The sequence below is a fragment of the Nostoc sp. genome (assembly GCF_036919575.1).
In the GTDB taxonomy this organism is placed as follows: Bacteria; Cyanobacteriota; Cyanobacteriia; order Cyanobacteriales; family Nostocaceae; genus Nostoc.
Map to the genome: position 1 here is coordinate 68,394 of NZ_JBALBY010000116.1, position 19,576 is coordinate 87,969.

General features: G+C 41.8%; 16 protein-coding genes, 1 other RNA gene and 1 pseudogene. 7 read left to right on the top strand and 11 right to left on the bottom strand.

Annotation, left to right across the window (positions count from 1 at the left end):
• Positions 1-20 precede the first annotated feature (20 nt).
• Positions 21-1,421, top strand: a complete 1,401-nt coding sequence (locus V7K27_RS30230) for a cytochrome c biogenesis protein (RefSeq protein WP_334952218.1) — start codon at positions 21-23, stop codon at positions 1,419-1,421.
• A gap of 192 nt (positions 1,422-1,613) precedes the next feature.
• Positions 1,614-2,711, top strand: a complete 1,098-nt coding sequence (gene pstS / locus V7K27_RS30235; protein ID WP_334952219.1) for a phosphate ABC transporter substrate-binding protein PstS — start codon at positions 1,614-1,616, stop codon at positions 2,709-2,711.
• Positions 2,712-2,882: 171 nt separating this feature from the next.
• Here the strand turns inward: pstS and queF are convergent, their stop codons facing one another.
• From queF to V7K27_RS30260, 5 genes are all read right to left on the bottom strand, one after another.
• A complete protein-coding gene (gene queF / locus V7K27_RS30240) occupies positions 2,883-3,296 on the bottom strand; it encodes a preQ(1) synthase (RefSeq protein ID WP_334952221.1) in 414 nt (137 codons plus the stop codon).
• 107 nt (positions 3,297-3,403) lie between these two features.
• On the bottom strand, positions 3,404-3,802 hold the full coding sequence (locus V7K27_RS30245; protein WP_334952222.1) for a hypothetical protein: 399 nt from the start codon (positions 3,800-3,802) through the stop codon (positions 3,404-3,406).
• 133 nt (positions 3,803-3,935) lie between these two features.
• On the bottom strand, positions 3,936-4,319 hold the full coding sequence (locus V7K27_RS30250) for a phasin family protein (RefSeq protein ID WP_334952224.1): 384 nt from the start codon (positions 4,317-4,319) through the stop codon (positions 3,936-3,938).
• A 25-nt stretch (positions 4,320-4,344) separates the two neighbouring features.
• Positions 4,345-4,441, bottom strand: an RNA gene (ffs, locus tag V7K27_RS30255) — signal recognition particle sRNA small type.
• Positions 4,442-4,478: 37 nt separating this feature from the next.
• Positions 4,479-4,748 carry a YciI family protein gene (locus tag V7K27_RS30260; RefSeq protein ID WP_334952301.1) on the bottom strand — a complete coding sequence of 90 codons (270 nt, stop codon included), beginning with the start codon at positions 4,746-4,748 and terminating at the stop codon, positions 4,479-4,481.
• Between the two features lie 293 nt (positions 4,749-5,041).
• Between V7K27_RS30260 and V7K27_RS30265 the strand changes: the two genes are divergently transcribed.
• The gene (locus tag V7K27_RS30265; protein ID WP_334952225.1) at positions 5,042-5,593 is read left to right on the top strand and encodes a 2'-5' RNA ligase family protein; all 552 of its coding nucleotides are present in this window, start codon (positions 5,042-5,044) and stop codon (positions 5,591-5,593) included.
• Positions 5,594-5,872: 279 nt separating this feature from the next.
• Complete coding sequence (locus V7K27_RS30270; protein WP_334952226.1) at positions 5,873-6,703, top strand: peptidoglycan-binding domain-containing protein; 831 nt, start codon at positions 5,873-5,875, stop codon at positions 6,701-6,703.
• Between the two features lie 326 nt (positions 6,704-7,029).
• Here the strand turns inward: V7K27_RS30270 and V7K27_RS30275 are convergent, their stop codons facing one another.
• Positions 7,030-7,209 carry a hypothetical protein gene (locus V7K27_RS30275; RefSeq protein ID WP_334952228.1) on the bottom strand — a complete coding sequence of 60 codons (180 nt, stop codon included), beginning with the start codon at positions 7,207-7,209 and terminating at the stop codon, positions 7,030-7,032.
• Between the two features lie 797 nt (positions 7,210-8,006).
• On the opposite strand from V7K27_RS30275, the gene V7K27_RS30285 reads away from it, so the two are divergent.
• Positions 8,007-9,194: a TRC40/GET3/ArsA family transport-energizing ATPase gene (locus V7K27_RS30285; protein ID WP_334952229.1), complete on the top strand. Its 1,188-nt coding sequence runs from the start codon at positions 8,007-8,009 to the stop codon at positions 9,192-9,194.
• Between the two features lie 256 nt (positions 9,195-9,450).
• The gene (locus V7K27_RS30290; protein ID WP_334952230.1) at positions 9,451-12,759 is read left to right on the top strand and encodes a GAF domain-containing protein; all 3,309 of its coding nucleotides are present in this window, start codon (positions 9,451-9,453) and stop codon (positions 12,757-12,759) included.
• A gap of 373 nt (positions 12,760-13,132) precedes the next feature.
• Here the strand turns inward: V7K27_RS30290 and dnaN are convergent, their stop codons facing one another.
• From dnaN to dnaA, 5 genes and pseudogenes are all read right to left on the bottom strand, one after another.
• Positions 13,133-14,296, bottom strand: a complete 1,164-nt coding sequence (gene dnaN / locus V7K27_RS30295; protein ID WP_334952232.1) for a DNA polymerase III subunit beta — start codon at positions 14,294-14,296, stop codon at positions 13,133-13,135.
• Between the two features lie 69 nt (positions 14,297-14,365).
• Positions 14,366-14,545, bottom strand: a pseudogene (locus V7K27_RS30300) (VapC toxin family PIN domain ribonuclease); the annotation flags it as partial.
• Between the two features lie 317 nt (positions 14,546-14,862).
• Complete coding sequence (locus V7K27_RS30305; RefSeq protein WP_334952233.1) at positions 14,863-15,174, bottom strand: type II toxin-antitoxin system VapC family toxin; 312 nt, start codon at positions 15,172-15,174, stop codon at positions 14,863-14,865.
• A 5-nt stretch (positions 15,175-15,179) separates the two neighbouring features.
• A complete protein-coding gene (locus V7K27_RS30310; protein WP_334952234.1) occupies positions 15,180-15,494 on the bottom strand; it encodes a hypothetical protein in 315 nt (104 codons plus the stop codon).
• A 948-nt stretch (positions 15,495-16,442) separates the two neighbouring features.
• Positions 16,443-17,825: a chromosomal replication initiator protein DnaA gene (dnaA, locus tag V7K27_RS30315; protein WP_334952236.1), complete on the bottom strand. Its 1,383-nt coding sequence runs from the start codon at positions 17,823-17,825 to the stop codon at positions 16,443-16,445.
• Positions 17,826-18,235: 410 nt separating this feature from the next.
• Between dnaA and V7K27_RS30320 the strand changes: the two genes are divergently transcribed.
• The gene (locus tag V7K27_RS30320; protein ID WP_334952237.1) at positions 18,236-19,477 is read left to right on the top strand and encodes an HhoA/HhoB/HtrA family serine endopeptidase; all 1,242 of its coding nucleotides are present in this window, start codon (positions 18,236-18,238) and stop codon (positions 19,475-19,477) included.
• The last annotated feature ends 99 nt before the right edge of the window (positions 19,478-19,576 follow it).

Here is a 19,576-nt window from a genome sequence, read left to right on the forward strand (position 1 = left end):
TTTTTTAGATTTTACACCTAATGACTTTAGAAGATTCAGCATCAAAAGAATTAAAATGGTGGGCATTACCTGGGCAGTTCTTACGACAAGAGCTTTTGCCTGTATTGACTAACTTAAGATTAGCGATCGCGCTACTGCTATTAATTGCAATCTTTAGCTCCACCGGGACTGTAATTGAACAAGGTCAGTCACCCGCATTCTACCAAGCTAACTATCCAGAACATCCAGCTTTATTTGGTTTCTTAACTTGGAAGGTAATTCAGGTAGTTGGGTTAGACCACGTATATCGTACTTGGTGGTTTCTGGCATTACTCATCTTATTTGGTACTAGCTTGACTGCTTGTTCATTTACCCGTCAGTTACCAGCCTTAAAAGCTGCCCAGCGCTGGAAATATTACGAAGAACCCCGGCAATTTCAAAAGTTAGCTTTGAGTGCAGAACTAGATACTGGTTCTTTGAATTCTCTCAGTCAAATCTTACAGAAACGCCGCTATAAAATTTTTCAAGATCAAGAAAAAGAAAATCTCCTTTACGCCCGCAAGGGAATAGTCGGACGCATCGGGCCAATTATCGTTCATATTGGCATCGTCGCTATTCTGCTAGGGGGAATTTGGGGTGCAATGACTGGGTTTCTTGCTCAAGAAATGGTTGCCAGTGGCGATACATTTAAGGTGACAAATATTGTAGATGCTGGCCCCTTAGCAGCAGCCCAAGTCCCGAAAGATTGGTCTGTGCGCGTCAATCGTTTTTGGATTGACTACACACCATCTGGTGGCATTGATCAATTTTATTCAGATTTGTCCGTCTTGAATAATCAGGGAAAGGAAGTTGACCACAAGAAGATTTTTGTCAACCAGCCTCTGCGCTATCATGGCGTAACTTTCTATCAAACAGATTGGGGACTTGCAGCCGTTCGCGTCCAATTTAACAATAGCCCGATTTTTCAGCTACCGATGGCGCAATTGAACACCAACGGTAAGGGGCGGATTTGGGGAACGTGGGTTCCGACTAAGCCGGATTTAAGTGAGGGTGTCTCCCTATTAGCCAAAGACTTGCAAGGGATGGTATTAATTTATGATGCCACAGGCAAACTTGTTGATACTGTCCGCGCCGGGATGTCCACCCAAATCAATGGCGTGAAGCTGAAAATTCTCGAAGTCATTGGCAGCACTGGCTTACAAATTAAAGCCGATCCAGGCATACCAATTGTTTACTCAGGGTTTGGCTTGCTAATGCTGGGTGTAGTGATGAGTTACTTTTCCCACTCACAAATATGGGCATTGCAAAAAGGCGATCGCTTGTATGTGGGTGGCAAAACTAATCGCGCCCAAGTTGCTTTTGAACAAGAGGTTTTAGAGATTTTAGATCGGCTGAGTTCACAACCAAAAGGTGAGGAGAAACAGACAGCGATCGAAGTTTAAACCCAAAGCAACACAAAGGTTAACGCAAAGTAATCTCCGCGTTCCTCTGCGGTTTCCTTTGCGCGACGGCAGTCGCTACAACGGGGGGAACCCCCGCAACACGCTGCCTCCCCTTTGCGTTTAAAAGTTATTTATTACAATCACACCCACACGCCTACAAATTGGGAAATTACTAGAGGTACTTATTAAACATTGGAACAAAAGATTTCTATATCTGCTCAACTTCAATTAAATAAACGCGTTTACCTTCTACCCTCAATCGCCATCTTGTTGAGTATCGCTTCTTGCACTACGAATAATCGAAACATCAAACATATTTCCCTCATTGGTGCCGGGGCAAGTTTTCCCGCACCTTTGTACGAACGCTGGCTTTCAGATTACAACCAGCAAAATCCCAATGTAGAAATTAACTATCAAGCTATAGGGAGCAGTGCTGGAGTGCAACAGCTCATCGAAGGTACTGTGGACTTTGCAGCTAGTGATGTGGGAATTACAAATGAACAAGCAGCCAAGATAAAACGGGGAGTGATTGCTTTACCTCTAACTGCCGGTTCTATTGTGCTGGCTTATAACCTCACACCAGTTGCACAGCAGTCGCCTCAAGTCAATGTACCAACTGCTCTCAGGCTACCACGCCAAGTTTACGTAGATATCTTTCTCGGAAAAATTACAAATTGGAATCATCCGAGAATAGCCGCAGCTAATCCAGGGGTAAGTTTGCCCGATTTACCAATTCAGATTGTACACCGAACTGATGGTAGTGGGACTACGAGCGTGTTAACCCAACACCTAAGTGCTATAAGTCCAGAATGGAAAAGCAAAGTTGGGGCTGGTAAATCTGTAGCATGGCAAGTAGGAATTGGTGGAAAGGGTAACGAAGGAGTTACCGCCCTGATTCAACAGATACCAGGAGCTATTGGCTATGTCGAGTATATTTACGCAAAACAAAATAAACTTCCTGTGGCTGCTTTAGAAAATAAATCTGGTAATTATATTACACCGACACCAGAATCTGTAGCTCAAACCTTAGAGGGAGTGAAATTACCCGCCGATAACTTGATTGCTTTTATCACCGATCCTACTGATGCCCAATCTTATCCCATCGTTACTTACACCTGGCTTTTAACTTATCACCAATATCCAAACCGAGTCAAAGGGCAAGCGCTGAAAAACTTTATTGATTGGGCTGTGATTGACGGGCAAAAATCCAGTTTGGAACTCGGATATATTCCTTTGTCTAAAAAAGTTGTGGTTCAAGTGCAGACAGCTGCAAAGAAAATTGCAGAATAAAGCCGATTAATGCCGTCTGCGCTAATCAGTGATCATACAGCAGAATTCAAGGAAGGTGAAGTACCCAACGATTCGTCTCAAAGGCAAGTATAAAGCGTGTTTTACTTCTAAATTCTAAATTCTGAATTCTGAATTCTGAATTCTGACTCCTGACTCCTGAATTCTGCTGTATTACTTTTGGTGCCGTACTTCAACCACAGTATGCACATTACCGCGAGGCGTAAAATCTGCTTTCACCGTGACTTCCAAAGGGTCACAAGCGGCGACAAAATCATCCAAAATTTGATTAGCAGATTCTTCGTGGGAAATGTAGCGATCGCGGTAACTATTAATATAAAGCTTAAGTGCCTTCAATTCCACTACCCGCTCATCAGGCACATAGCTAACGTAAATTGTCGCAAAGTCAGGATAACCAGAAAATGGACATTTACAAGTAAATTCCGGCAAAGTAATGTTAATGTCATATCGCCTCCCCACACGCGGATTCGGAAAGGTAATTAGTTTACCTTCTGCAATGTCGCGTTCGCCATACTTAATTTCTTGGCTTGCCTGGGATACACTTTCAGTTAATTTATCAGTTGTCATTTTTCATCAGTTATTTTACTTGTATTTACGTCCTTTTAGTAATTTTATAACTCCTGTACAGACGCGATTAATCGCGTCTCTTGTAGAGACGCGATTAATCGCGTCTCTCAATACTCTTCCTTCTCCCAATCTGGACAATTCTCATCTTCGCAACCGTGGGGATGCATGGCACAAACTAACAAATTACCACTATAAACTTGCCCGTGGTAGTGAGTACAGCCGATACAGGCAGGATTTTTTTCGGCAGTGGGTTCAACTGAATAAGGAAAACCCGGATCTACATCTGCTACAATGTCTTCCAGTTCCCAGTAAGCTTCTAATATTGGTTCAGCCAAATCCTGTAAATACTGATCGACTTCAGTGACAATATTAGGGACTTGCTCGGTCATTTCTTCCGTTATCTCAAAAAAAGCGTCTACCATTTCACTCATTCCCAGGAAGAAACGCTCTACTTCATCAGCCACTGTTTCGACGATTTCTACTAAATCTTTTTGCCACTGTTCCATAAACTTGACGCCTTTACAGGCTATAAACAAGACGGTTTGTGCTATCTGGCTTGAAGCACTAGAGTACACACTAGGCAATGTATCTTATCAAGTTTCTATCTGAAGTGATATTTCGATCAAAGAATGCTTTTTATTAATCGCGTTGCAATCGTTTTAACTCGTCTTGCAGCTTTAGCACTTCATCGCGTAATTTATCCACATTCTCATCAGTTGATCCCTCTTTCACCGTTGGTTCTTCATCTTCCTCTAAAATTTCAATGCGGCGAGGTTCAGAAGGGGGTGTTTCTGGTGAGGTTTCACCAGATGCTTGGGGCTGTTGGGCTTGCTTCATCATATCTTCAACGAAGCGGCGGGCTTCTTCTGTGTTCATTTCGCCCTTTGCCACCATTTCATCTGCCAGTTTTTGGACTTGCGATCGCACTTCGGCTAATTTTCCCCCTGCTTTCTCACCTGCGTAAGAAGCTAATCCAACACCGAGGTAAAAAGCTTTTTGAACAATATCTCCAAAACCAGGCATGATTGCTGAATGCTCCTAAAAATAGGGCGACCCGGAGACTACGCCTACCACAAGCCTCCCGTGTTGCTGCTACCTTCCGGTTCTGACAAGATTTGGGTGTTGCGATCGCATAGATCCAGGTCTTTTAAAAGCATAACATTAAAAGTCAGTAAGTGTGTGTTATTCCATAACAATTCGCCATTCATAAAGCTGATAGTTGACGCAACCGTGTTGCACCAAGGGGTCATCAGCGACAATTGCTTCTGCTTCATCCTTTGAGGCTGCCTCAAACAGCAACATCCCGCCTCTTTGCTGTGCCCAATAGCCTGTTCGCGCTTTATGTCCTTTAGCAATCAAATCCTGAATGTAGGCTTTGTGGGCAGGTACTACATACTGGTCAAAGGTAGGTTTGTCAACTTTGCCTTCTTCAATCTTTACAAACCACGGCATCAGCTTCTTAACTCCAGTTACAACAGACATCCTGCTTAATTTATGACTATTTTGAGTAGCGTTTGAGTAGCAATATACATGAACTACAGTGATTTTTTTCTCATGGATATGTCGCCTACTATCTGCCAATAGGGGACACATCTGTGACAATTAGATATCTAGGTGCGATCGCAGATCATCCAGCCGTAACGCACCGCTATATCTATTATCATCATCTAATATCCTTTGGGCGTTTGCCGTTCAATACTCAACAGCAATAATCTTATAATCCAAAATCCAAAATCTAAAATGGAATGAGCCGTTTTTTTATCGCCCTTTTACCACCGCAAGACATTCAAGACTACGCTAACCAGATTAAGCAGTACTTTGCCGATCGCTATGCTAGTAGTGGGGCGCTAAAGTCTCCGCCTCATATTACCCTGCAACCGCCCTTTGAATGGGCAGATGCTAACTTACCACTGCTAGAAGCATCTTTGAAGGAGTTTGCTAGTGGACAACAGCCCCTAGCAATTACACTCAGGGGGTTTGATGCCTTTGCGCCTCGTGTCATATACATTAATGTCGCCATAAGTCAAGAGCTTTTAAGTTTGCAAGCTGATTTAATGGCTTATACAGAAAGCAACTTGGGAATTGTTGATCAGGTTTCTAAAACCCGCCCTTTTGCGCCCCATATAACAGTTGCGTTTCGGGATTTAACAAAGCAAAACTTTAAAGCTGCTTGGCCAGAGTTTGAAAAGCATCAGTTGCATTTTGAATTTACTGCTGACAAATTAACCTTGCTGGTTCACGATGGTAAGCACTGGAATATTAAATCGGAGTTTGGTTTTTTGGCTACTGAGGAATGAGATGCTAAAAACGATCGCTCCAATTCTTGAGCATAAGTCTGCGCTTGCTGATCGAGGTGGGCATTTTTCAGAGCGATCGCACAAGTACGGAGAGCCGGTTGCAAGCTGGTGTCAAGGAAACATTGCGTAGTATCATCAATAGTTGAGAAGAAGCGATCGCGCATCAAGACTTAAAACCATCTTTCTTTTTCCCGGTGTGTAGTCGCCGACGCCGAACGTCTCAAAGAGTTGCAGCTTGTCGTCACACATCGCTTAACTTTTGCAACGCCTTAACAAGATATGTTAGATTTATTTATTTCTACTTACGTAGTTTTTGTAAAACCAGATACATTAAATGGTAGTTTAGTAGCAAAGGAACCAAAAAGAATGGTCGTTAGTAGCCCTGAAGTCATCCGTCATATATTGATTGGGCTGGGATATTTAGCTCCTGAGATTGATCCTAAGCCTGATCTCACAAAATTTGCTCCCTGGAAGCGGAATAACAACTCCTTGACAGATGATCCTACTGAAGAAGCGATTAAAAAGTTTCAGAAACAATACTCACAAAAACTTGTAGTAAATGGTAACGCTGATTCCGAGACTCGAACTGTAATGGAAGATACAGTTAAAGGACTTCAGAATAGATTGAAGTTTCACGGTTTTGCAACCAATGCCGAAATTCCAAAAGAGTTACCTTTTTATGGGCCAGCCACTTATACAGCAGTCAAGAAATTTCAGAAATCTCAGGGCTTAACAGAAAATGGCATTGCCACTATTGAACAGCGTCAAATTCTACAGCAACCTAGTTTAACAGATAAGCCACAGCCGCAGCCCCAGTCACAACTCAAGCTGATAGATTTGTGCTTCCAATTCAAAAAGAATCCTCAAAATCCTTCTTACATCGCAGCGTTAAATAACTTACAACAAAATATACCCAAGGACATTTTACACAAAGTTACTAACAAATGGAGGGGGACAAATGATCAAAATCCTGAGATTGTCAAGCTGACGAATGTGTTCACTTATTATGATGACAACAATCAAAACCATCGTGATGCACTAACTTACTTACAAAGTCAGATCACCCCAGCTATCTCTCAAGCATTTTTAAGTCTCTGGAATCAGAAGTAAACTTAGAGGATGTTTTAAAAGTGGTTGGCTGTGATTTTAGGCACTTATTGATCCCCCCTAACCCCCCTTAAAAAGGGGGGAACCGGAATCAAAGTCCCCCAATTTATCGGGGGATTTAGGGGGATCTAGAACTTTTTGCTACCGATAAGAGGACTTTTCAAACATCCTCTTAGAGCCAGGGCGAAACCCAATATTTCCGGGGCTGAATTCTGACTTCTGACTCCTGAATTCTGTTCGATAAAAACCCATCATAGCAAATACCTTTAGAACTGATATCTAGAGGTATTTTTATTTACTCAGATTAATGATAGTTAAACAATTAAGTACTACTTCCCTTTATTCCTATCTAGCTTCTCTTGGACAGCATCCCTGCAAAATTGTGCCGGGTTATCCTGTTTCTGTATCTCTTCTTTCATTTCCTTTGTAGCTCTAAAAGTAACATTTTCTGTCAAATCTCTGCTTGGTGGATTATCGAAATTTTCGGGCTTACCTTTAGACTTAGGCATTTATGTAGAAACGTAACTATAACTTGAAGTGGATGCAAGCGTCGGCATAGACTTTTAAATCGGTGGTGTTCCTAGTCGGTCAAACAAGTTCACCACCGATACCACTTTTACAAATGGGTAACTCTATTTTATGTTCACAAGGTCAGAACTCGAAATTAAAACCATTGCTGAGTTGAGAAACTTGTGTAGGCGTTACGGACTAAAGCCTACTGGGAATGGAGGGCAAAGCGATGAGCTATCCTGACAGATACGACCAAGAGAGTCTACTCAACTTGCACAAGGCTAAGATGCACCTTGAGATGGCTATCGGGCTGTTAAACCAGTAAATCAGTTTACGACCCAAAAGCACCTAGTCCACGGCATCATAAACCTGTGGACTTTTTTATGTTTATTTCTCTAGAGAGCATATAGTCAAAATACTTCAAGTAATACTCCAAGTATTTTTAGTGTAAAGATGGTATTGGGTGTCTAGTGAGCCAAAAGTAATAAGTCAAAAAATATACATTTGCTTTTCACAAATACGGTTTTGGCGATCATTTTAAATCTAATTCAGATAAGAATTAGACATTAGGGACTTCCAACAAATAAATTATCCAATCTTGTGGGGTGGGCGTCTCGCCCGCCCGTAGCCCAGGTGGGCAAGATGCCCACCCCACAAGAAATTGTTGAGTATTTTTTTATTTGGAAGTGCCTTACTTTGCCTATGTGTTTAAAAGCCTTGTATTTACTAAGTTATAGCAATATAGGCTAAATTGTAAATAAATGTAATAAAATCCTCAGGCAGGACAGAAGCATCTATGCGTGTAATTTTGATGACCGGTAAAGGCGGCGTGGGCAAAACTTCCGTCGCTGCTGCAACTGGACTCCGTTGTGCGGAACTAGGCTATCAGACATTGGTTTTAAGTACAGATCCCGCTCACTCCCTGGCAGACAGTTTTGATATGGAACTGGGACATGCACCGCAAAAAATTCGCCCAAATCTGTGGGGTGCTGAATTGGATGCGCTGCAAGAACTGGAAGGAAACTGGGGGGCTGTGAAACGTTACATTACCCAAGTTTTACAGGCAAGGGGTTTAGACGGCGTACAGGCGGAAGAATTGGCCATTTTACCAGGCATGGATGAGATTTTTGGCTTGGTAAGGATGAAACGCCATTACGATGAAGGGGAGTTTGATGTCTTAATTATCGACTCAGCCCCCACTGGCACAGCACTACGCTTACTGAGTTTACCTGAAGTCGGTGGCTGGTATATGCGCCGTTTTTACAAACCATTTCAAAACATCTCCGTAGCACTTCGGCCTCTGGTTGAACCTTTTTTTAGACCAATTGCTGGTTTTTCGCTACCAGATAAAGAAGTGATGGATGCACCTTATGAGTTTTATGAACAAATTGAAGCTCTGGAAAAAGTATTAACAGACAATACTCAAACCTCAGTGCGTCTGGTAACAAATCCCGAAAAGATGGTGATTAAAGAGTCTCTTCGCGCCCATGCTTATCTGAGTTTGTATAATGTCGCTACAGATTTAATAGTAGCTAATCGGATTATTCCTAGTGTTGTCCAAGACCCATTTTTCCAACGTTGGAAGGAAAGTCAGGAGCAATATCGCCAGGAAATCCATGATAATTTCCACCCTCTACCGGTGAAAGAAGTTCCACTATTTTCTGAGGAAATGTGCGGATTGGCTGCCTTAGAACGCCTGAAGGAAACGCTCTATAAAGATGAAGATCCAACTCAGGTTTATTACAAAGAAACGACTATGAGAGTCGTACAAGAGCAGAACCAATACAGCTTAGAAATTTACTTACCTGGGATTCCTAAAAATCAAGTTCAACTGAGCAAAAATGGGGATGAATTAAACATTACTATTGGCAACCACCGTCGTAACTTAGTTTTGCCCCAAGCCTTAGCAGCACTACAACCAGCAGGGGCAAAGATGGAAGACGACTATCTTAAAATCCGTTTTGCTGACAACATAAGAGTTTAATTTGTTCCTACGGCAATGTTTGACGAAAACTCAAAACTAAAAAGCAAGAATCTTTTCTTATAGCTAGTACAGACGCCATTCTTTTAGCGTCTGTTTTTGTGATGTGTTGGTGAATTGTTCTAAAGAGTAAACAAAGATTTTTATTAATGATTTGCCCGTAGTTTCACTGTAGACAAATGGATAAAATAAATCTCAAAATGGCTTTAGATTTAGTTATCTTCAGTTTGCAAATTATTAATTTATTTTGCTATAAGCAATGACCTCCAACCCTGAACAAGATTTGTCCTTATGTCGCCATGAAGAAAGTTTACTACGCCGCATTACAAACCGTATCCGACGAAGCTTAGAGTTGGAAGAGATTATCACAGTAACAACGGCTGAGGTGCGATCGCTACTAAAAACTGACCGAGTGATGATCTACAAATTTCATGCCGATGGCAGTGGTGAAGTGATTGCTGAGTCAATTTACGAAAATCGGTTGCCGTCGCTACTGGGGCTGAATTTCCCTGCTGATGATATTCCACTCGCCGCCCGTGAACTATTTATTAAATCACGGGTGCGTTCTGTTGTGAATGTTGATACTCAAGAGATTGGTCAAAGTCACCTCCATGAATTGGAAAATGGAGAAACTATATTAGAGGAGATCCGTTACCGCCCTGTAGACCCATGTCATGTTGAATATTTGACGGCAATGGGGGTAAAGTCCTCTGTGGTAGCGCCTATTCTCTATCAAGATCAACTTTGGGGGCTGCTGGTGTCTCATAATTCCCAAGCGCGTTTGATTTCAGAATATGAACTAGAAGCAGTACAGATGGTAGTGGATCAACTGTCAGTAGCGATCGCTCAAAGTACCCTTCTGACTCAAGTCCGCAAAACAGCCGAACGGGAAGCGATTATTAACCGGGTTGCTACTTTACTACATTCACTACCCACGATTGTATTACAGCCAGCCCTAGAAGCGGCTGTTGCTGCCTTTAATGGTGTTGGTGGCAGGCTTTGCATGAGAAATGCCGCTTTTGATTCCCACAATGGCAACGTGACCAGCTTAACAGAATGCTTAATACCAGGAAATAATTGTATCAAGCTTTATATCTGTGGACAGCAACCTGTAATGCCAGAACAAACTATATATCCACTAATCGAGCAGTATAGTGTCTGGCAGGAACACTACAAGTCTAGTAACTATGATGTTTGGGCGATTTCAGATATATATAAAACTTCTGGCTTGCGAACTTTGCAAGTTGCTTTTCAACCAACAAAAATTCGCAGCATATTGATGATCCCACTCCAGTATCGTCAGCAGTTGCTGGGCTACTTAAGTATTTTCCGTGACGAAATAGATACAGAAACTCTCTGGGCGGGGCAGTATGACAGCGATCGAAGGCAACTGTACCCCCGTTTATCCTTTGAGGTTTGGCGCGAATCTAAAAAGGCTCAAGCTCAAAAATGGATGGATGAAGAGATTGATCTGGCTAGAGAACTAGGTAAACACTTTGGTTCAGCAGTTCAGCAGTATGAACTATATCAACAAGTACAAGTCTTCAATGAAAATTTAGAAAAACAAGTTAAAAGACGCACAGTTGAGTTAGAACGCACATCTGAACAAGAACAGGCTGTGTTTCAAGTTATTGCCGAGATTCGGGAATCTCTGGAGACAGATACCATTTTTCAAACCACTACTAAAGAGGTTTGTCAATTAATCAAAGCCGATCGCGTTTCTGTTTATCGTTTCGATTCTGATTGGGGTGGAGAATTTGTCGGCGATTTCGAGGCTGCTAGTCCATACTGGTCGAATGAGTCCGAACTAGGTATTAATACAATTTGGAATGACACTTACTTACAAAATACACAGGGAGGACGCTACCGCAACAATGAAACATTTGCAGTCGATGACATCTATAAGATGGGGTTTGCTCAGTGTCATATCGATAATCTAGAGCAGTTTCAAATTCAGGCTTTTGTGCTTGCTCCGATTTTTGTTGGGCAAAAACTTTGGGGTTTGTTGGCAACTTATCAACACACTGGATCTCGGCAATGGAAAGCCTCTGAAGTTAACTTTCTCAGTCAGATTGCGGCTCAAATGGGGGTAGCAGTCCAGCAAGCTAATTTACTTACTCAGACCCGACAGCAAGCGTTAGATTTGGAACAAGCAGCAGAACAACAACGGGCATTGTTTGAAGTTGTTGCCAAAGTTAGGGAATCTCTTAATCTAGATGCGATTTTTCAGACAACCACCCAAGAAATCTGTAAATCATTACAAGCGGATCGAGTTGCAGTCTACCAGTTCCAGCCTGATTGGAGTGGTGAATATATCGCCGAATTTGTAGGTGAGAACTGGGTAAAAGTAGTAGGTTTCGATAAGAAGACAGTTTGGGAAGATAGTTATTTGCAGCAAACCCAAGGTGGGCGATATCGTCACAATGAAACCTTTGCAGTTGATGACATCTATAAAGCTGGTCATGCTGAGTGTCACATTAAAACTTTGGAGCAATTTCAAGCAAGGGCTTATGCGATCGCACCCATATTTGTCGGGCAACAGCTATGGGGCTTACTAGCAGTTTATCAGAATTCTGCCCCCCGCCATTGGGAAAGCTCAGAAGTTCAGTTCATCACTCAAATTGCCAATCAGCTAGGGGTTGCGCTTCAACAAGCTCAATTGCATAATCAGACCAAGGAGCAGACCGAAAAGTTGACTCTAGCTTTGGATGATTTAAAGCAAACTCAAATCCAACTGATCCAAACTGAGAAAATGTCCTCACTCGGTCAACTGGTAGCTGGTGTTGCTCACGAAATTAATAACCCGGTAAACTTCATTTATGGCAACATCAATCATGTCAACGATTACGCTCAAGATTTACTCAGTCTTCTAGACCTGTATTTGCAAAATGACTCTAACCCCAGCTCTGAGATTCGCGATCGCGCATTCGAGATAGACTTAGAATTTCTCATCGAGGATTTGCCCAAAACTTTATCTTCCATGAAAATTGGGGTTGATCGCATCCGTCAGATTGTCTTGAGTTTACGAAATTTCTCTCGCCTTGACGAGGCGGAAATGAAGCCAGTTAATATTCACGAGGGCATTGATAGCACCTTGCTAATTTTGCAGCATCGCTTGAAAGCAAAGCCGGAAAGCCCGGATATTAAAATAGTCAAAGAGTACGGCGACCTTCCCTTGATTGAGTGCTATGCTGGGCCACTAAATCAGGTATTTATGAATGTTTTAAGCAATGCGATCGATGCTCTAGAAGATTATAGCAAATCTCAATCAAATCCTCATAGCAGTCAAATTACCATCATTACTGCTCTTGGAAAGATGGAAGGCAATGTCAAGAGTGTAGTAATTCGCATTGCAGATAATGGACCAGGAATACCGGAGCCTCTAAAAGCAAGAATCTGCGACCCATTTTTCACTACTAAGCCAGTAGGAAAAGGCACTGGCTTAGGGTTGTCAATTAGTTATCAGATTGTCGTGGATAAACACCGTGGTGTATTTAAATGTGATTCAGAGTCAGGTTTAGGTACAGAATTTTGGATTGAAATTCCGATTAAACAAATCACCAAATAGCACCATCAACTCCCGTAGGTTGGCTCTCTAGTGCCGTGAAAGCCTTTTAAAACCTCGTTTCCAGCCAGAGGCTGGAAATGCACCTCATAGCGGCTCTGCCGCAAGTCTTGAGGCGGAGCCTCTCGGAATGCATTAAGAGTCGGAGACTGGGAACGAGATATCTGGAAAACCTCTCTCTAAATCTCTCTCCTAAAAGGAGAGAGATTTTGAATCTTACTCCTCTTCCCTTGTAGGGAAGCCAGAGCCACGGCGAATAGAATTCGCGGCTACACAAACAAAGTCCACCTCCGTGGACTAACACAAAATCAAGGCTTGTTAACCCACGGAGGTGGGTTTTGCCTGTGTAGACGCGGTTTCTAACCGCCCTTTTAACTCAACTTCTCAGTTGCACAGGCATAGCTAAATAGGTCATTTTCAAACCGCCCAATGGCGTAAAAATCACTGGAGTCAGACTTTGATTTAAATGTATTTGAATTTCGGAAGATGGTAATTCTTTCAAGCCTTCCATTAAATATTTAATGTTAAAGGCAATCTCAATATTTTCCCCAGAAATCTGTGCTGGCATTGACTCTCTACCACTGCCCACATCTTGAGCTTCACAAGATAAGGTAATTTCTTGAGCTTCGCTATCAATACTTACCTTGACAATATTATTTTTCTGATCGGCTAGCACAGCAATCCGCTCTAAAGTGCTGACAAATTGTCGCCGATCAATTGTCACTTGTCGCTCAAATTGGCGCGGGATTAGTTGCCGATAGGCAGGATATTGCCCTTCTAATGTGCGACTAGTCAAGCGTTGATTTTGCCATGCAAACACAACTTGACCTTGATCGAAATATAAAGCTACCGGTTCATCTGATGAGGCGCTATGAGCTAGCATTCGTTGCAGTTCGCGTAATGCTCTAGCTGGTACTGTCACTTCTAGTTCACTAGTTCCGCCTAAAGGACGCTCGTTGCTAGTTTCTACCACTGCTAGGCGATGTCCGTCGGTAGCTGCAAATTCTAGGGTATCTTGTTTAACTGTTAAATGCACGCCAGTTAATACTTGCTTGGTTTCATCAGCACTGGTAGCAAATAATGAACCGCGTAAGCCTTCAATTAATGAAGCGGTGGTGAGATAGATTACTTCCGTATTTTCAATTATAGGTAGTTCGGGAAATTCTCCAGGCTCCATTGCTCGTACTTGGTAATGTCCACTCTTGGGTGTGAGTGTGACAATTAAACCTTCGCCACTAGATGTTGCACCTGTGAGGGCTGATTCATCATCAAGAGTGATTTCGCCTTCTGGAAGACGAGAGGTGATGTCTACAAGTAATTTAGCAGGAAGTGCGATCGCGCCTCCTTGCCATACCTCTGCGTTAAAGCTGGTGCGGATTCCCAAGCTGAGATCAAAGGCTGTTAAGCTGACTTGGTTAGTTTCAGCATCCGCTTGTAGCAGCACATTGGCAAGTACTGGATGAGTTGGTCGTGAGGGTACTGCACGACTGACGAGCGAGAGGTTTGTACTGAGATCGCTTTGGGAGCAAACTAATTTCATAGTGAGATTCAGCTGGTGAAAGATATCCTAACATCCTTATTGTTCATAGGCGATCGCTGACAAAGTTGCTTAAGGGTAGAAAACTCGTTGAAATGGTTGGTTCCGATAGCGCCGATAAATATCAAAATCTTTATCCAGTGTGGCAATTGCAGCGACATTCAGGCGTTCAGAAATTACCACGAGGGACAAATCCGAAAAATCTGCTGGCAAATCAGCGTACTGGGCATTCAGTTCAGCAATCCGAGCAAACGTTCGGCGCTTCGCGGCTGGAACGCCCGTGACATTAGGTACGACCACGCGGGTTTTCGGGTTGTGGTTGCTGCTCCCCTCAGAACTTGGTAGCCGCATAAAAAACAATTCCCCAGACCATAAAGGCATAAGGAATTTTTAGAGAATCGATATGTGGTTTTTGTTTGGTTTTTGTCTTTCCAGATTCTACATTAAGTAATAAGTAAGCAAATGGAAATTTCAACTCCTAGAAAATATTTTTATAATTTTGTAGCAGGTAACACTGCAATTGCATAATTACCTATTATTTTACTATCACTGGTAACTAAAACCATTTTTTATATCATTGCTTGTGCTATTAACATTCTATCAAAAGGGTCTTTATGATTATTGTGTATAAGTAAAGACCCTGCCTTAATAGCGTGAATAATTGTGATTGGTAAAACATTCAACTGACTAGAGATGATAGCGGCTAATAAATCATCAGGGCATTCAAAACCTTCTTTGCCTCTTTTTATTTCAATCTCCCAAGCACTAACAGCACTAACAAATACTTCATTTTCTAAATCTGCAATTTCTTCATAAGTTTCAGGTAAAATGCATGAATTTTCTTCAAGGAACCATATTAGAACGCAAGTATCAAGCAACAATTTTATTATTTTTCCATGCCAAAGTCAGAAACAATATCGCTTGATAAATCGTTAAAATTATCTGGCATACTTACTTTTCCTTTCCAAATTCCTGAAGGTCTACGGCTTTTTGGTATAAAAATAGATTTTTCAATTTCTCTTTTTATTTCCCTTACACCAGCATCTTTTCTACTTGTTACACCACTTGCACCAATAATTTTTTGAACCCACGGTTGATTAGGTATAGCTTTAGAAATATAATTAGTATTTTCTATTAATCCAGATTCTTTGACATATATTTCTATAGATTCACTCAAAGCGTCATTTTGTTCACTATTCATCAAAGATAAAACACTTGTACTATCTACCTTTTTATTCAAAAGAAGAGAATCAATTATATTTTTAATAAGTAGGTGGGTGGGAAAATTTATAAGTATGTCATTGCGAGTGAAACGGAGTGTAACGAAGCAATCACAAGGACTTTGGCGGTTTTACATTTTGTTACATAGTTAGGTTAATTTGTGCCTACCTACTTAGCCATTAATTCCACTTTGGATAAATTCTCTAAAGCGGATAGAATTTCAGATAGTTTTTGATTAGTATACATAACAACACAAGGTAATATTTACAACTTTTTAACTTGGTGAAATTCAAATTTATCAAACAGAATTCAGGAGTCAGGAGTCAGAATTCAGTTGGGTATTCTGTATGACTGGCGGATGAATAACCGGGTTTAATACCCCCACCAAATTTACGATTTGGTGGTGCAACAATTCAGTCGCGGGCTGAATCACCGAGTGATTGATTCTGACGCCAAGCCGAGGAGCGTCTCCGGCTCCGCTCCTGAATTCTGAATTCTGAATTTTTCTTCAATACATCACAATTTTATTTTAACCATTTAATTAAGCTAGAGCCTTAAAACCATTGTATTTTATGGTGTTGACCTGGGGGAGTGCGATCGCACTTCCTTTACTTTGTGGCTAGGCTGAAATCTCTAAGTGGCAGGGAGGATGCGAGTGTTAAATCGGATATAATATCAGGTAAGTTAACTACCTGTGGAAAACTTGTGGAAAAACTCAAGTACTTTTCCACAAGGTAATTATACTTAATTAAGTTTTACTAGAAAATATCAAGTTTTCCCCAGTTTTTTCCACAAAAAGTAATGTTTTTTCCATAATCTAAGTTAAATTTAATCAATTTTTATACATTACTTAATATTCTCGACGTCAGGATTCAGCCGTCAATGCTAATAATCAGAGTGTTGGTTGTGGAAAACTTAAAATATATCTTCACGATGGTTTTTGGGAACGGCTAGTCATATTGATGCGATCGCTCAGTTGACGTAGAGTTTGTGATAAGCTGCGATCGCTTTCCTGAAGTTGGGTAATTTTATCGCAACTGTAGATCACCGTCGTATGGTCTTTACCACCAAACTCCTCGCCAATTCTCGGCAAACTCAGGGATGTATGTTGACGCATTAGATACATTCCTATTTGACGCGCCCAGCTAATCTCTCTTCTTCGTGAGTTACTTTTGAGGTCGTCTATTGAAAGATCAAAATTACCAGCTACAACCTTTAAAATTGCTTCTGGGGTAGCTGCCATTTTTTCGTTAGGCGGTTCTAAAACTGGTGTGATATTTTCCACCGTCATCGGTAAGCCCCAAATAGAAATATAAGCCACCGCCCGAATTAAAGCTCCTTCTAATTCTCTAATATTAGAAGTATAGTTAGAAGCAATATACTCAATCACATCGCAGGGAAGACTAATATTTTCATCCTCGGCTTTTTTTTGCAAAATTGCCATTCTAGTTTCTAAATCCGGCTTTTGGATATCTGCAATTAACCCCATAGAAAACCGAGAACAAAGACGTTCTTGCAAACTAGGAATCTGGTTAGGAGGACGGTCGGAAGCAATCACAACTTGTTTACCAGCTTCATGTAAAGTATTAAAAGTATAAAAAAATTCTTCTTGTGTGTACTCCTTTCCTTCAAGAAACTGAATATCATCAACTAATAAAACATCAGCAGCTCGGTAATGTTCTCGAAAACTTTGCATACTATCCTTGCGGATTGCTGTAATTAAATCATTAGTAAACTGCTCAGTTGAAACATAAAATATTTTACAATCAGGAGAAATTTCCCAGCGATAATGACCAATAGCTTGCATAAGATGAGTTTTGCCTAAACCTACGCCACCGCATAAAAATAAAGGATTAAACTCCCTACCTGGAGATTCTGCAACTGCTAAAGAAGCAGCGTGAGCCATCCGATTATTAGCACCAACTACAAATCGGGAAAAGACATATTTAGAGTTCAATTCAGTAGTTTTTTGATTGTGATTAGGGACAGCTTCAGAAATACTGCTGGGATTTGGTGATTCCCAAGAAACCTCTCCTTCACTAAAATGAGAAACTTCATCACCTTGAGCAACGGTAATATAAATTCCCACAGGATGACCCAGAATATCTTGTACTACATGAGCAATGGTGTTGATGTAATACTTCTGTAACCAATTACGAGCAAATGGGTTAGGAGTGCGGATAACCAAGCAATTATTTTCTAATCGCTCTGCACTAGCAGTTTTAATCCAAGTTTCAAAGGTGGGTCGGGATAGTTCAAGCTGTAGGCGCTCTAGTACCTGACTCCACAGACTTTCTATGGGAATTTCCATTATCCACCACCTTTGCTGCTAATTGTCACAATAGAAGAGAAAGCACCAATTTAGCATTCACACACGCTAGACCTAGCCCTAGCGATTAGAAATCGCACGCCAGTTGCTCATGGGGAGCCACTCCGTTGCGGGGGTGGAGGAGTTTGAAGGAAGTGGCGTGGAAACCCCCTGTTCCCGCACTGGCTTGGCTATACAAACGAAGTCCGCCTACGCGGACTAAGGTCAAATCAAGGTTTTTAACCCGCGCAGGCGGGTTTTACCTGTGTAGCCGCGACTTCTAGTCGCCTGGTGCAAGATATAAGTTGAGACACGCTAGACCTAGAATAAGCTTTTAAGTTGTAATTATTTTGGGACATACTCGGTAGGCAAGATACTAACACCCACTGACTGACACGGAGAAGCAACGACACATGAAGATAACAAACTATCACTCAGCGCCCAAAAAGATTGATACCAGGGGTTTTCCCCATAGGTTGTGGATGCTCTCATACGGGGTAGCAGTGGTATTCTTGGGAAGCTGCTCTCTTGTACCAGCCAAGACCTTTGAGACTGGGCCAAGCGATACTCAAGCTCAAAAGAGAATAGAACCCAATCCGGTAATTGTCCCCCCACCAATTATTTCGTCGTCTGGAGATCCTAACTTTGTGGTAAAAGTAGTGCAACAGGTGGGACCTGCGGTAGTTCGCATTGATTCTTCCCGAACAATCACTTCTCGCGTACCAGACGAATTTAACGATCCATTTTTCCGGCGGTTTTTTGGAGACAGTGCGCCACAAGCTAGACAACGGGTAGAGCGAGGTAGTGGCTCTGGATTTATCATTAATTCCTCTGGTCAAATTGTGACTAATTCCCATGTGGTAGATGGTGCTGATAGAGTAACTGTCACACTCAAAGATGGCCGGACTTTTGATGGTAAAGTGTTAGGTGAAGACCCAGTAACAGATGTGGCTACGATCAAAATTGATGCAAATAATCTGCCAACTCTATCTGTGGGTAACTCCGATTCTTTGCAACCAGGAGAGGCTGTAATTGCCATCGGTAATCCATTAGGCTTGAATAATACCGTCACTTCTGGGATTATTAGTGCTACAGGTCGTTCTAGTAGCGATATCGGTGCTAGTGACAAGCGGGTTGATTACATCCAAACGGATGCTGCGATTAACCCTGGTAACTCTGGTGGACCACTGTTAAATACGCGTGGTCAAGTGATTGCGATGAACACAGCGATTATCCGAGGCGCTCAAGGTTTGGGATTTGCTATTCCTATCAACACTGTGCAAAAGATTGCCCAAGAATTAATTGCTACAGGTAAGGTCGATCATCCTTATTTGGGTGTTCAGATGGTGACATTGACACCAGAAAATAAAGAAAGAATCAAAAATATAGCAGGCGATCGCTTAAATCTTACAGCAGATGAGGGGGTTTTGCTGGTTGAGATTGTGCCGCGATCGCCTGCATCTGTGGCTGGACTACGAGTTGGTGATGTGATTAAAAGCATTAATAACCAGCCTGTTAGTAAAATTGAACAAGTACAAAAGCTAGTAGAAAATAGCAAAATCGGTACTAAGTTACCAATAGAAGTGGAACGCAATGGGCAAATTGTCCAAGTAGGTGTCCAACCTGCTGCTTTGCCCGTGAGACGGGAAGAATGATGTTTGTCATTTGTCATTTGTCATTTGTCATTTGTCATTTGTTATTGGGCATTGGGCATTGGGCATTGGGCATGAATTCTTCCCAATACCTAACTCCTA